At 45.2% G+C, this 14,229-nt stretch carries 13 protein-coding genes; 1 reads left to right on the top strand and 12 read right to left on the bottom strand.

Features of this window, described 5'->3' with window-relative positions:
- Positions 1 to 24 precede the first annotated feature (24 nt).
- The 5 genes from MHB85_RS13140 to MHB85_RS13120 form a co-directional block, all read right to left on the bottom strand.
- Positions 25 to 1,083, bottom strand: coding sequence for a dockerin type I domain-containing protein (locus MHB85_RS13140; protein WP_105598493.1), 1,059 nt, complete (start codon positions 1,081 to 1,083; stop codon positions 25 to 27).
- A 192-nt stretch (positions 1,084 to 1,275) separates the two neighbouring features.
- The gene (locus MHB85_RS13135) at positions 1,276 to 2,568 is read right to left on the bottom strand and encodes an amidohydrolase (protein ID WP_192131924.1); all 1,293 of its coding nucleotides are present in this window, start codon (positions 2,566 to 2,568) and stop codon (positions 1,276 to 1,278) included.
- Positions 2,569 to 2,646: 78 nt separating this feature from the next.
- Complete coding sequence (locus tag MHB85_RS13130; RefSeq protein WP_074094818.1) at positions 2,647 to 2,940, bottom strand: hypothetical protein; 294 nt, start codon at positions 2,938 to 2,940, stop codon at positions 2,647 to 2,649.
- A 78-nt stretch (positions 2,941 to 3,018) separates the two neighbouring features.
- Positions 3,019 to 4,122, bottom strand: coding sequence for a saccharopine dehydrogenase family protein (locus MHB85_RS13125; protein WP_105598491.1), 1,104 nt, complete (start codon positions 4,120 to 4,122; stop codon positions 3,019 to 3,021).
- A complete protein-coding gene (locus MHB85_RS13120; RefSeq protein ID WP_192131926.1) occupies positions 4,106 to 4,813 on the bottom strand; it encodes a class I SAM-dependent methyltransferase in 708 nt (235 codons plus the stop codon). The genes MHB85_RS13125 and MHB85_RS13120 overlap by 17 nt, the downstream gene beginning before the upstream one ends.
- A 129-nt stretch (positions 4,814 to 4,942) precedes the next feature.
- Between MHB85_RS13120 and MHB85_RS13115 the strand changes: the two genes are divergently transcribed.
- Entirely contained in the window at positions 4,943 to 6,049 is a 1,107-nt protein-coding gene (locus MHB85_RS13115) for a helix-turn-helix transcriptional regulator (protein WP_244660889.1), read from the top strand.
- A 242-nt stretch (positions 6,050 to 6,291) separates the two neighbouring features.
- On the opposite strand, the gene MHB85_RS13110 is transcribed toward MHB85_RS13115, so the two are convergent.
- The 7 genes from MHB85_RS13110 to MHB85_RS13080 form a co-directional block, all read right to left on the bottom strand.
- Positions 6,292 to 7,305: a FecCD family ABC transporter permease gene (locus MHB85_RS13110; protein ID WP_091016818.1), complete on the bottom strand. Its 1,014-nt coding sequence runs from the start codon at positions 7,303 to 7,305 to the stop codon at positions 6,292 to 6,294.
- Positions 7,302 to 8,327 carry a FecCD family ABC transporter permease gene (locus MHB85_RS13105; RefSeq protein ID WP_091016820.1) on the bottom strand — a complete coding sequence of 342 codons (1,026 nt, stop codon included), beginning with the start codon at positions 8,325 to 8,327 and terminating at the stop codon, positions 7,302 to 7,304. The genes MHB85_RS13110 and MHB85_RS13105 overlap by 4 nt, the downstream gene beginning before the upstream one ends.
- A 117-nt stretch (positions 8,328 to 8,444) precedes the next feature.
- Entirely contained in the window at positions 8,445 to 10,412 is a 1,968-nt protein-coding gene (locus MHB85_RS13100) for an AraC family transcriptional regulator (protein ID WP_341073057.1), read from the bottom strand.
- Between the two features lie 334 nt (positions 10,413 to 10,746).
- Positions 10,747 to 11,484: an ABC transporter permease gene (locus MHB85_RS13095; RefSeq protein ID WP_146117027.1), complete on the bottom strand. Its 738-nt coding sequence runs from the start codon at positions 11,482 to 11,484 to the stop codon at positions 10,747 to 10,749.
- The gene (locus MHB85_RS13090) at positions 11,477 to 12,394 is read right to left on the bottom strand and encodes an ABC transporter ATP-binding protein (protein WP_105598486.1); all 918 of its coding nucleotides are present in this window, start codon (positions 12,392 to 12,394) and stop codon (positions 11,477 to 11,479) included. The genes MHB85_RS13095 and MHB85_RS13090 overlap by 8 nt, the downstream gene beginning before the upstream one ends.
- Positions 12,395 to 12,480: 86 nt before the next feature.
- Positions 12,481 to 13,521: a sensor histidine kinase gene (locus MHB85_RS13085; protein WP_105598485.1), complete on the bottom strand. Its 1,041-nt coding sequence runs from the start codon at positions 13,519 to 13,521 to the stop codon at positions 12,481 to 12,483.
- Complete coding sequence (locus tag MHB85_RS13080; protein ID WP_105598484.1) at positions 13,514 to 14,221, bottom strand: response regulator transcription factor; 708 nt, start codon at positions 14,219 to 14,221, stop codon at positions 13,514 to 13,516. The genes MHB85_RS13085 and MHB85_RS13080 overlap by 8 nt, the downstream gene beginning before the upstream one ends.
- Positions 14,222 to 14,229: the final 8 nt, after the last annotated feature.

Here is a 14,229-nt window from a genome sequence, read left to right as displayed (position 1 = left end):
CGTTATCTAAAATAAAAATATGAATTAATCAAGGCGTTGTATTTTTTCTTTTCCAACAATGTATACTTTTCTAGGCTCCGTATTCGAGTCCCAAGTGGACTGAGTAATAACTTCGAGCACAAGATAATAACCTTCGTCCTCATCTTTAACGGTATACTTTGCTCCTGTTTCCCCCTCGATTGGCACCATATCTTCTCTCGAAGCTTCCGTTGCGCGGTACCACTGGTAAGAAGGAGTATTAATGTAATCATTGTAATCAATATCCATTATATAATGACTAACGCCAATTTCATTTCCAATTAACATGGCATTCTTCAATTCACCATTTAGTACATACGGCGCATCATCTACTTGTTTAAAGGTCAACACATAGTCATTGTTTTTTCCACCAAGTGTTTTGCCTTTGTATCCTATTAACAAAGCATCCATGTCCCCCAGAGTGGGTTCCATATTACGATCCACATCCATTCGGTTCATCTCTACATAAGAAAAGCTGCGGCGAGTCATCATGTTACGAAGATAATTGAAAAGGTCAGCTGCATCCAAAGAATTCACTTTCCCGTCTGCATTTACATCCCCTTTTTTACTAATGTAAAGTTCAATGTTATCCGTAACCGTTTCTGGTGCACCAGAGATCATATAATTTGCTTTCAATTCGATGTTGATTATGCCGCTTTGGCGAGGAATAACCACCAATGTACTGATAGGCGTTTGCGTATTCTCATCTTGTCTCGTTTCTACATAAGTCTCAGCTATATTGCTATCACTTGAGATAGCTGTGAGCGTACTATACTCATCGGATCGAAAATGTGTACTTAGATTGATTCTGACGATATTATTGATGGTTACCTCGATAGGCACATCGGACACAAAAGAAGGATTATTTTCTTCCGATGAATAACTAAACCAGTTGATGCCATCGTTAAGAACTGGTCGTGAAATGTTTATTACCGGACCAATTGCACCTGCGTCAGCCTGCGGGAGCGTTCCACCTATAGGCAGTGCAATACCCAATCCGAGCGCAGTCAACATGCTTTTTTTCAATATTGGCTTAAGCCGTTTTTTGTTTTGTTTCCCCTTCAATTCATGTTCCTCCTCGTATACATTTCTAATTTGAACAACTACACGCTCAGTATAACGAGTCATTCTGAACCAATTCTGAACAGGACCATGGAACTATTTCCAGCTATAATTCGACAAAAAACGCCATGGAGTAAGCCTCCATAGCGTTTTGAGCACAGATATTTTTCCAGTTTGGATTAAATTCACTAAAAATTAAATTCCCTCAACAATCCGTTTGGCTCTAACCTTCACCTCACGGTAAAGTTCATCCTCATCAATCGTTAACAACTTCCTGCCTTGCATGAGGATCTGACCGTTCACAATCGTTGTGTCCACATCCGCCCCATTTACACTGTAAGCCAGTAACGATTCTACTTCATGTACAGGTTGAAGATGTGGTTTCACCAGATCGATCAGGATCAGATCAGCTTTACACCCCACCTCAAGCATACCCACTTCATCCTGTAGACCAAGCAGACTAGCACTTCCACGTGTAGCCATGCTTAGTACATCCTTGGCTGGCAAGCAAGTGGGATCGCCATAGTCCAGCTTTTGCAGCCAGGTCGCGGCTTTGATCTCTTCGAACATATCCACGGTTGTGGCACTTCCCGCTCCGTCGGTTCCGATCCCCACGTTAATCCCCTGGGCCAACATCTCGGTAATCGGAGCAATTCCACATCCCAGCTTCAGATTGCTGACCGGATTATGTGCTACACCACCGCGCATACCCTTCAATCTGCTGATATCCCTTCGATTGAGGTGTACACCATGCGCTAGCAACACATGTGCCTGTTCGAACATACCCGCCTCTTCCAAATACTCTGTCGGTGTCATGCCATAACGTTCACGAATCTTCACAACTTCTTCTTTCGTCTCAGCCAGATGAATATGTAGCGGAATATCCTCAGCGACAGCCAGAGCAATGACTTCACGTAACGGCTCCATGGGACAAGTGTAGGGAGAGTGCGGTCCATACATGGTTGTAATCCGCCCCTCGGCCGCTCCAGACCAGCGCTGTACAAGATCGATCGCCTCTTGCAACCTGCGTCCCCCATCATCCTCCATGAATACCATTCCACGTGTAAGCGATGCCCGCATACCCGTTTGCTTCACCGCTTCTGCAATCTCGTTCATATGGATATACATATCCGCAAAAGCAGTGGTACCCGAACGGATCATCTCGGCAATGGATAACTTGGCCCCCCAATAGATATCTTCCGGGTTCATCCGCGCTTCGGCAGGCAACATTTTGCGTTCGAGCCAGTCCATCAGCTTCAGATCATCCGAGAATCCCCGGAGCAGGCTCATTGGTGTATGTTGGTGGGCATTAATCAGTCCTGGCATGGCAACCTTATTGCGACCATCGATAATCTCATCTTGCGGTTGAGGCACAATGTGATCAGCAATCTGCGTAATGCGATCTCCCTCAACACGAATATCCCCCGTGAAGGCGGCATCGGCATCTTTCATCGTCAGGATCGTAGCTTGCTGAATCAGTATACTCATTACATTCACGGCTCCTCTGAATTGGTTATGGTTCATTCCATATCCGAGGGTAAGCCTTCACGTAACGGAAAGGTCAAGTCATTTTAATTTTTGTATCGTCATCTTTCTGAAAGTTTGTATAAAGGGTTTGGGGTCAATCTCGACCATATATGGATATACTCCTGTGCTTGTGTGCAGATAGAAAAATCCACCTTCATCACCCATACGGCGAAATGACATATCAAACACTTCCGTAATGTTGAACTCGCGGTATTTGGTCACGATTTTATCTGAATACAGAATCATGGAGCGGGCATTCATCTCAATCTCTTGGGCGAGACCCGTCACTTCTCTCTGTACTTTGTAATAAGGTAATACAGCAACGCAGTTCATGATCTCCCTCCCTCCATTCATGCCATGATTATTGTTCCATCATAGCAGATCGGAGGTTCCCAGCAAAAGAACATGAAACTAGGTGATCTGGGTGGTCACCTCTAGTGGCGTATGAAGTGCATCCTGAATGTCCTGTAAAGAGAGACACTGTTCAATGTGAAACACACCATGAGGCAACGCTGACTCCGTTCTATATACGCGTTCCGCCACGGCTGTTGCTACGGCTGCTGTTGCATCTGCTTCCTTATCGCCAACAAGCAATTGTTCGACGCGGACTTGTTCCCCATTTTCCCATCCAATGGCATCGACCTTGACCGCATACATCGGCTCTCCTCCAGGAATAAGACCAAAGGCCTTCACCGTTCCATTCCGAATAGACGGGATACGCAACAACGAAAACAACCCTGCACGTTTGGAGATTGCCATGGATCCTGTGATCCAGCGGGAGTCCAGGCATAGTCGGGTGGATACAGTTGGAATTCGTAACGTCCGAGCAACCACGTGTTGATCTGAAAAGTTAAATCGATAGGCCTTCCGGTTCCCCAATACCGCTCCAAAATCGATCCTTTTGCCATCTCCGAAACTTTGCACTTCCGTAGGCTTGCCCTTTTGCATCACCTGGTAGGTGGCATTCATCTGATCAACGGTCCACTCAACGGCAGCTTTTCCGTGTTTCTCTCCAAGTCCCAGCATCACGGTAATATCTGCTTCCTCTACCCGATCCATATGCATGGTCGCTTCGCGTACAAGCAAGTTCGTTACTCCCGGTGACAATCCAACGCTGAGGATCGTGGTCGATTGGGAACGTTGCATTTTGGTATGCAGCTGTTCAACCTGAGCGAGAAAATCATATTTTGCAGAAATATCAATATAATCGGTTCCGGCTTGTGCGCAGGCTTCAACGAACCGGGTATCGCTCTGATCAACACACATGATGACCAGCTTCACAGGCCTTAACATGGATGGCTCTACAGGTCGTGTTACATCCAGTTGAAGCGGTAGCACAGCACCACCTGTAGACCTACTGAACTCTTCCGCACGGTTCATGCGTGTACCCGCAGCCCATACTTTACCTGGGAACAATTTCCCCAGTTGACTACATATCATCTGCCCCACTTGACCATAACCACCAACCACCCAGATCTGATCTTTCATAGGCTTCACGTTAGTTTCGAATTGCATAATACCCCTCCACCCAGAACGCCCCGAAGTAACGTGTGATTTGTGAGAAACCGCATTCGGTCAGTAGCTGAGTCATCTCTTCAGAGCATATTGGATCGGATTCACGGCCTAAGGAAGCAGCAAAACGCTCCCACTCTTCAGGAAGCACGCCCACACTCAACATGTGATCCTGCCAAGCTTGCATCATGATTGGAAGTGCAGGTGATCGAAGATCGGCGTTTATAGCCGCAATGATCAGGGGTGCACCCGGTTTAAGTCTCGTTGCGAGGCTGGTCAGAAACGTTCTCTTGGCCTCCATCCCTTGAAGGAAATGCAACATGAGCATGCTTGTCGCCCCATCATATAAAATATCCTCCGGCAACTCTTCAACCGTGACAGGTTGCAGCGTCACTCTGGAACCGATGCCTGCTTCCGTGACTCGTTTCTCAGCAAGTTGCAGCATGGGCTGTGATGGATCTACTCCAGTCAATGTCCAACCGGCATGACGTGATCCGAGCAGAGCAATCTCTTTTCCCCCTCCCGCACCGGCAACAAGGATATGAATATCGTTGTTATCTGCAAAAGATGCTGAAAGCAGCCGTTCCATTAGATCATGCATATGAGAATAACCCGGAATTTTCAGGGCTATCGATTGTTCGTAACGATGAACATCTGCTGTTTCCCAGCTCATCGGTGATGAATTGTGATTCATGGATATCGCACTCCTCTTGAATTGAAGTTAGACTTGACTCGTTGTTCGTCTAATTTCATTATAGAAGGATACGCCGAGCCTACAATCCCAGAACATTGGGATATGCGCACAGAGAGAGGAGATATCTTGTTGACATCACGTATTGATCAGAATTACATACTTATCACTTCTCTTGAAAAAGGAACGTGGACCTCACGTACCTACCGGGAAGCTGTTCTCAAGCAGATCCATTCGGTTATCCCTTACGACGCATACTGTTTCACTACCGTTGATCCTCTGACTCTTCTCTCCACAGGAGCCGTGACAGAAGATGGCATTGAGGCCATTCATGATCGGTTATTCATCAATGAATACATGGAAGAAGATATACATAAATACGCTGAATTAATTCGCAGTGGTGAGTATACAGCTACACTTCATATGTCCAACTTACAGCTTGAACAAAGCCCTCGATATATCAACATTCTTCAGCCAGCGGGGTTCGGTGATGAACTACGTGCTGTATTGGTCAGTGGAGACGCTTGCTGGGGATATCTGACCCTATATCGTAAGACAGAAAGTGCTGTCTTTACAGAAGAGGAGCGGTGGATGATCCAGTCCTGGACCGCTTCTATTGCATCGATGCTGCGGTCCACGAGCCTGACACTGATCGATGAGATCACAAGTGAAAGTCCCGAGGAACCCGGAATTTTGATCACTTCGGATACGTTCCAGCTCTTATCCCTGAACGCCTCCGCGCAATATTGGCTGTCCCAATTGCGTACGCTGGAACATGTAGGGCCAGACATTCTGCCCCGTCCGGTACGTGCAGTGAGTTCCCACTTGCAGCGCAAGAATCGGGCTGAACGGGCTGAAGATACTCAACTTGCTCCCGACTCACCATCCAAAGTTTGCATTCAACTTCCGGATGGGCGTTACCTCATACTTCATGCCAGTCTCATGCAACAGCTTAAAGGACCGGATCAGATTGCTATCCGTTTGGAGCAGGCGATGCCGCAGGATTTGCTGCCCTTGCTTGCCGAAAGCCATGGATTATCCAGTCGAGAGCGGGAACTGCTCGGATATGTGCTGCGCAGCTATTCATCCAAAGAAATTGCTGCTGCGATGCATATTTCCGTCTACACGGTTCAGGATCATTTAAAATCCATTTTCGCCAAAACCAAGATATCCTCGCGTCGCGAGCTCATCTGGTATTTTGTTTCCCGTTTTCAGCTGTCAGATGAGCCTGCCATATAAATCCTGATGTAATTTCCCGATAATCAACTTGGCTATCAAACAATGAGTACAATCAAAAGATGCCAATACGACATCCTCGTAATGGCATCTTTTTCTATATGCTATTTATTAAGAAGCCTAGCGGTAATGCAGGCTAGCTTCGATCGTTGAACTTTTGATATCGTGCATTCTGCTTTAATAAGCAACGCACAATCCTGCCAAGCCGTTTTCCACAAAATATTCAGACCATATCATTGATTGTGTTATTTGGCTTTTGCTAGTAAATAAAGAAAATATGGAACACTAATAACTGTAATAACGATTCCTGTCGGCACATCTCCTACGAGTCTAACCGTGCGCGTAATCGTGTCAGCCAACACCACGATTAGTCCCCCGGCCAAGCTGGCAGCCGGAATGAGCAATTTGTGATCGGGACCGACCAGTTTTCTGGCCATATGCGGAGCGATCAAGCCAACGAAAAAGAAGCTTCCCCCCACGGCTACACTGCCAGAGGATAAAGCAACAGCCGCGATTGACAACCCAAAAAACTGCCGTTTCACGGAAACACCAAGCCCCTGTGCTGTCTGATTGCCCAGATGGAGGACATTCAGTATGCGAGCCTTGTAAAAAATATAGCCGAGTAAGATCAAGACCCATGGTGTCAGTATGGAAATATAACCCCAATCATCGCCCCATAGGCTCCCCGCCAGCCAATACAGCATGAAGTTCATCTGCGAATCATCCAGCTTGAGTGTCAAGAAGGTCGTCAGCGCCCCGTACCCGCTTCCTAACGCGACCCCGGTCAGGATCAAACCGATTGGCGAGATGTCTCGTCCGCGGCGATACGATAATAAGAAGATCAAACCCGCTGCCAATAGTCCGCCAACAAAAGCCAACAGAGGCAGAGCAATAAAGGAACTCTTGCCTGTGGATTCAATGAATACAACGAAGAACAGGACAAACAAACCCGATCCCGAACTAATTCCCAGTGTACCCGGGCTAGCCATGTCATTACGCAGCAAACTCTGCATCACGACCCCCGCCGCTCCCATTCCCAGACCTACCAAAATCGAAAGTACAATTCGTGGCAGACGAAAATCAAACACAATCAGATTTTGCTTATCGGTACCGTTTCCTATGAGAACGTTCAGCACTTCTAGCGGTGAAAGATTCATCTTGCCAGAATTCATGCTAATGATCGCAAACACAAGGATGAGCACCATAAGCACTACATTGATGATAATGCCTCGTTTCACCGTATAACGCCGCTTGGTCATTCATATTCCCTCCTTTGTCTTCGCGCCAAGAAGAGAAAATACGGCACACCAATGATAGAAAATATAATGGCAATCGGCGTTTCGAACGGTTTATTGATCAAACGTCCAGCCAAATCGGCCGATACGGTCAGCAACGCACCATATAACGCCGCTGCCGGAATAATATATCGATAGTCGACACCTACCATGTATCGCACAATATGCGGGGTAATCAGACCCACAAAACCAACCGGGCCAACCACAACAACAGCCAATCCAGTCAGTACAAGTACAATAATTGTCGACAAAATTTTGACCAGTCCGCTACGAATGCCGAGTCCACTTGCTACATCATCTCCCAAACTGAGCAATGTAACCGAAGGGGAAAGCGCCAGTGCCAGCAGTATACCACCAACAAAAAGCGGTGAGATAATCAACAGTTCACCCCATTTGACACCCGCTGTACTACCCGCCGTCCAGAATGTCAATGCTCGCCCCAAATCATAATTAATTGCCAAATACTGACTGAGTGCACCAAACAACATTGAAATAGACAGACCTGCCAGTACAAGCCGCTGAGGCGTCATTCCGCGATTGCCCAGTGACGCGGTAAAGTAGGTCATACCGGTGGCGATCGCTGCTCCCAGACAAGCGAACAACATCATCTGCCAATACGAATAACCCGGCAGAAAGGCCAGGCAAAGTGCAATTGCAAATGCTGCGCCAGAGCTAATCCCCATGAGCCCGGAGTCGGCCAGCGGATTACGCGTTGTCCCCTGCATGATCGCGCCACATACTGCAAGGCTACACCCGACGATCAGATCAGCTACGGTACGCGGAAGACGCATGGTTTGAATAATTTGATGTTCAGTGAGCATTGGATCAAATCGGAAAATAGCCTCCCATACCGTTGCTAACCTCATATCAGCAGCACCAAACATAATTGATGCCGCCGACATGAGAACCGTTAATCCAAGCCCTACTACCATGTACATGGTGAAGTTCATCGCCTCACGGCGTTTTTGTTCAGGCTTGCTTTTCATCTCGTTTCCCTTTCATCACCTATTTACAATCCAAACGAATATGGTTATTAACGTCCATAAATTCGACTGGTCATGTTTGAAAATTTGGAGTGCTCAATTAAAATTTCGTTCTAACTCTTATTTAGCTAATGCCAGCAATTGACTAACAATATAATCAATCAATGCACTGGAAGTCATTACGTCGGTGGACCAAGATAGCGAAGAATCCACCTTTACGATCCGATTATGTTGCACAGCAGGTATGGCATTCCACACTGCATTATTAGCAGCAACGTTTCCATCTCCTAAGAAGATCATATAATCCCCAGAGTAAGCGGGTAATACTTCCATGGAGACATCACCCCAATATTTATTTGCATCAATAATATCCGTTTGGACTTTTGAAGGTGCCTGCAATTGAAGTTCATCGTAAATAAGCTCACCAACGGCATGCTTGGCTCCAGCTATGTAGTTACTTTTATCACTGAATTCTCCAACCGTAATCGTCACATCGGATAGGCCCGCATTCTGAAAGGCTAGCTTTGCTTCTTCGATTTTTCCGGTATAAGCATTCAAAACATCCTTAGCCTCTTCCTGTTTGTTCAAAACATCGCTAATAAATTGTATCCGCTCTTCTGTAGTCATATCACCATAGGGAACATAAATGGTCGGGGCAATTTTGGATAAATCATCATACGACTCATCACTCCATGCCAAAATGATAAGATCAGGCTCAAGCGTCATGATATCTTCCGGCTCCATGGCTACTTTTATGGAGTCTGTAATCTGGTTAGCATAAACAGGCTCTGTCTCCCCCCGTGCAGCTCTAGCCACACCTAAAGGAGTTACACCTAGGGCCACCACATCACCAACCAAATAATCAACTACAACTCGCTGAGGGTTGTTAGGTACCTCAACATCACCCTTAACTGTGGATATCGTTCTGGTCTGCGAGACTGCTTCTGAAGCTTTTGTCTCCGACCCTTCCTGTTGTGTCGTCTGCTGTGTCTGCGCAGGTGTTGTATTTGCCGTTCCCCCATTATTCGCTGGCGTCCCTGACGTACATGCCGTCAATAACAGCATCATGCTTATCGCCGCCGCCAAAATCATTTCTTTACTTCTTAATGTTCCAAACATCGTTGATTCCCCATCTCTATAAGACTTAACTAGACTTGCTAGTTCCCTCTCATCGTAAGGTAGATGAGAATCATTATCAATACCATCAACCTGCATGGATAGTGCGTTTATTTTCCGATAATCACTTGGTGTCATCTTGTAATGCTTCTTAAACATTCGGAACAGGTTTTTCTCATCTGCGAAACCAGCTCCTGTCGCGATTTCTTTAACCGTCGCTTCTGTATGTTTCAGGTCATGGCAGGCAGCTTCAATCCTTCTCTGAATGAGATACTCCTGTAAGTTCATCCCTTCCCTTTTTTTGAACAACCGCGTTAATTGTCCACCACTGATCCCAAACATATCGGCAATTTGTTGAAACATAATCGGCTCCCTGTAATGTTTATCGAGATATATCTTGGCAGAACCGGCTGGATCTGGCTGGAGATACCGAATCTCACCACCCTCCAAATCCCTGTAGACCTCATGAATCAATTGATATAAAAAACTTTTAGCCTGTAGCTGATCCATCGCTTTGCCACGTTTCCAGCCATTCATCATCCGTTGGAACCAATCGCGTAGCAAGATGGGATCACTTGGCGTATAATCAAACTGTTGAACAAATGGATTTACTTGCTCCAGTAATTGTTGCAGATGTTTCTTGAAAAAAAGAGGTGATTCTGCTCTATAAAACACCATAAAGGTCTTCACAATCTCCTCTTTAGGCGTAATACTGAGCATGCTCCCCTTCCCGCCGTGAACTAAACCGAAGCGTTCCATTGCAAATGTGGTTTCATTCAGTTGGATTTGCGCTTCTCCCCCATATGCATAGATAAACATGCTACTAGGCATTTTATATTGTTCCAACGGGTATTGTGACGCTACATTCTGAAAGCGTACATCTATTAATGTAATGATCGAACGTGTCCAGATACTGGCCATCATATCAATCATCTCCGGTGTAAATCCCTGTCTTGCTTCTTCCTCTTGCATCTATCCGCACTCCTCGTTTCACTTTTTCCAATGTATACATCACTCAATAATTGATATTGATTATCAATATCATATTTGATCAGGTAAGTATATATCATTAAGTGATATTGGGGAACAGGCAGTGGACGTTATGCTTTTCATCCCAGCTTCCCCCATCGGAAAACGAGCACAAAAAAGGCCAACCCGTAATTACGGGTTGACCTGATCATTGAAAAAGAAGCCCTCATCCATACTAATCAGGGCTTCTCCGTTATGTTTTTCGCAGTCATATGCGACCAACTTGATTAGGATTTTGCATGTTTCCGAGAAGGTTTCGATAAGTTTGAAGACAAGACTAATGAATATCTATTTTCTTAAAATAACCAATGGCCAGTCCAAGACAAATGATGGATGTAGCAGCGATCGAAATATATGAATACTCTGGAGGATATTTGGCTTCCAGTGTTCCATTCGCGATATCCAGTGCTGCGGTCCATGGAAATAGTCCGCGATGTTCACTTGTAGCCAGCATCACATTCACCAGTGTAATAATAATGGTTACGATAATCGCCGGCACAAAACTTTTTAATACGAGCGTAATCAGAATGATCGGGGTCGACAACAGAAACAACAGCAGACCTGCCACTACATAATTGCTGAACGAGTTAAGCACAAACTGTGGAGTAAGACCTGCAAATTGACCCAGCGAACCAAAAATGATCGCCAGCGCCCACGCAGATAATGTAAGCAGCATAATCCATCCCAGCAACAAAATCCATTTGGACATTAGCAGAGCGACTCTGGAAACCGGAATGGTCAGCAGATTCTTCATTGTATCCTCCGCATATTCCCTGTTATACAGATAAGCGGTAATGACACCATACAACGGAACTCCAATGACCAGTACAGCATATATGCTTGTGTTGGACATTAGCACACTGAATTGTGCAACAAGATAAGGCTCCTTTGTTTTCATTTGCACAAACATGGCAGCAGCTACCATCAAAGGGGCAACGGCCGCTCCGATGATACTAAGCAGAAACATTTTGGAGCGTTTCAGCTTGAGAAGTTCAGTGTAGAGCAAATTAACCAATGGTTCCACCTCCAACCAGCTTGGTGAAATAATCTTCCAAACGATCCTCACTCACCATAATTTTGGTTACGTTGATATCATTTTCCATAAAGATTCTGTTTAGCTTCCCTTGTTGTCCAAGATGGGAATACACCCGGATATTGCGTTCATCATGAATTTCATATTCAGCCTGATCCAAACCGTCGAGAATGACCGCAGCCTTATTATCATCTGAAACTTGAAATTCGGTGTATTTACGGTTCCTCTTCCGAAGCTGCTCAAATGAAATTTCCTCTAGCAGGTTCCCTTCATGAATAATGCCCATGTAATCAACCAGTTGTTCAATTTCCGATAAAATATGGCTTGAAATCAAGATGGTAATATTTCTCTCCGTGGCCAAATTTTTAATCAGCCTGCGAATTTCTTTGATCCCAATCGGATCAAGTCCATTGGTAGGTTCATCAAGAATCAGCAATTCTGGATAGTGCAACAGGGCTCGGGCAATGCCTAACCTTTGTTTCATTCCCAAAGAATATTTGCCAACCAATTTTTTGGTTTCATTTTGCAGACCTACGATTTCGAGCGCGTCCTCGATTGCATTCTTTTTGTATATTCCCATAATTCGAGCGTTGATGGATAAATTTTCGCGGGCAGTCAGGTTCTCATAAAACCCGGGTACCTCTACAATCGAGCCGGTTCTTCTTAATATTTCTTTTTGATTGGTAAATAGGTTCTCTCCAAATATCTCAATCTCACCATGCGTTGGTTTGATTAGACCGAGCAGCATACGGATTGTCGTCGTTTTCCCTGCCCCGTTGCGTCCAAGAAAGCCGTATATCCCACCTTGTTGAACGGTCATGTTCAGTGAATTAACTGATTTTTGAGTCCCGTATTGTTTGGTAAGATTTGTTGTTTTGATAATTACACTCACGTCTAGCGCACCTTCCTTCCAAGAACTGATAATTTCATTCTAGGTTTCAGATTTTAAATAGCGCTTATCCAAATCTTAACTATCTCTTAATTGTGCTGTGACTTTGACAGCAGCTTATACTTGGGGATTGTGAATATAAAGGATGTTTTCACGCCAGGTGTGCTCTCTGCCTGCAAATGCCCCTCATTTTTCTCAGCCAGTGTCCGGGCAATTGAAAGCCCAAGCCCGCTTGCCCCAAAGACAGGGCTACGTGAGTGGTCACTGCGATACATACGTTCAAACACCAGATTTAGCTCTTTCTCCGATATCCCTGGTCCTTGATCCCATACGGTTAATTGGAAATTAAGATGATAACATGCTATTTCAATTCCCAGAACGCCCCCTTCATGCCCATACTGGATAGAATTTTGAATCAGATTACTGATGAGACGATGGATACTCAGCCTGTCTGCCATAACGAAACAAGGGTAATCCGGAATCTGAATGTTTAGATCCATCTCTGCTTTTTTGAGACTGGGTATAAATTCAATCAAAATCTCCCTAGTCAATTCGGCCAGATCCAACGGTTCAGCCTGCATGGGCATCTCGTCTGCATCCAGTTTGGCCATGGTGAACATCTCATCTATCATTTTTTTCAAATCCTTCGATTTTCGCGACAAAATATCCATATAGTCTCTTCTCTCTTCTTCTGTCGAAGCAATGTCATCCTTGAGCGCATCCACATAACCAATCATCGAAGTTAGAGGTGTGCGAATATCATGAGAAATGCTGGAAAACAGACTCTTTCTTACTGCCTGAGAGCGCTGGGCATCGATCTTTATGCTTTCAAGCTGCTCCATCAGGTCATTTGCTGCAAAAACGATCTCATCCAGCAGTACATTCCCTTTGCTTAATATTCTTCTTTTTCCTTCTCCATTGACCGCCCGATGCAGTTCAGAAGCAATCGATTGCTGCTTGCTTCGATTCTGATATTGATTAACGAGTACCATGATGCTGGTGAAAACGAAAGCTGCAAACAACCACATTCGTGAACCATGCGTCAAGCTCGTGTAGTATTCCATGGCAAGTGCCCCAGCTCCGATGATCAACTGTAGACCGGATAACATCAAGACGGCATCTCTACTCATCCCGTTCACCTACAAATTTATAACCGATGCCCCAAACGGTTTTTATGAATTGTGGATTCGAAGGATCGGATTCAATCTTCATTCGCAGCTTTCGGATATGTACCATGATGGTATTGTCATCATCCAAGTACCCGTTATCCCATACATTTCTGAATAATTGGGCTTTGGTAAATACCTGGCCAGGATTGGACATCATAAATTTGAGCAATTCCGTTTCTTTGCCAGTCAGATCGGTCTCTTTTCCCTGAACATCAACTGTGTATGTTTTCAAATTCATCATCAATCCTTTGAAACGAATGACCTCACTGTGGTCAGGAACCTCCGTCCCAAGAACCATAAATCTGCGCATAAGTGCCTTAATTCTGGCAACCAGCTCATGAATGCTAAATGGTTTGGTAATGTAATCATCTGCACCTATGCCAAGACCTATAATTTTGTCTGTTTCGTGGTCTTTGGCTGTTACCATCATGATGGGTACATTACTGATACTGCGAATTCTTCGACAAGCTTCCATACCGTCCATCTGAGGCATCATCAGGTCAAGAATGACCATATTATATTTGTGCTGTTGGAACAGCTGCAGCGCTTGTTCACCATCTGCGGCAGTATCCACGGTGTACATCTCTCGCTCCAGGTATTTTCGGATCAGGTCTCGAATCTCCTTATCGTCATCCGCAATGAGTACACGAATATTCTGCATGATTTCAA

The sequence above is a fragment of the Paenibacillus sp. FSL K6-4396 genome, assembly GCF_038002525.1.
GTDB classification, from domain to species: domain Bacteria; phylum Bacillota; class Bacilli; order Paenibacillales; family Paenibacillaceae; genus Paenibacillus; species Paenibacillus amylolyticus_B.
This window is presented reverse-complemented; position numbering and strand designations above follow the sequence as displayed.

Bases quoted from the DNA above. Each gene is read 5' to 3' on its own strand.
- MHB85_RS13135 (WP_192131924.1), bottom strand. From the start codon at position 2,568: ATGAGTATACTGATTCAGCAAGCTACGATCCTGACGATGAAAGATGCC.
- MHB85_RS13130 (WP_074094818.1), bottom strand. From the start codon at position 2,940: ATGAACTGCGTTGCTGTATTACCTTATTACAAAGTACAGAGAGAAGTG.
- MHB85_RS13125 (WP_105598491.1), bottom strand. From the start codon at position 4,122: ATGCAATTCGAAACTAACGTGAAGCCTATGAAAGATCAGATCTGGGTG.
- MHB85_RS13120 (WP_192131926.1), bottom strand. From the start codon at position 4,813: ATGAATCACAATTCATCACCGATGAGCTGGGAAACAGCAGATGTTCAT.
- MHB85_RS13110 (WP_091016818.1), bottom strand. From the start codon at position 7,305: ATGACCAAGCGGCGTTATACGGTGAAACGAGGCATTATCATCAATGTA.
- MHB85_RS13105 (WP_091016820.1), bottom strand. From the start codon at position 8,327: ATGAAAAGCAAGCCTGAACAAAAACGCCGTGAGGCGATGAACTTCACC.
- MHB85_RS13100 (WP_341073057.1), bottom strand. From the start codon at position 10,412: ATGCAAGAGGAAGAAGCAAGACAGGGATTTACACCGGAGATGATTGAT.
- MHB85_RS13085 (WP_105598485.1), bottom strand. From the start codon at position 13,521: ATGAGTAGAGATGCCGTCTTGATGTTATCCGGTCTACAGTTGATCATC.
- MHB85_RS13080 (WP_105598484.1), bottom strand. From the start codon at position 14,221: ATGCAGAATATTCGTGTACTCATTGCGGATGACGATAAGGAGATTCGA.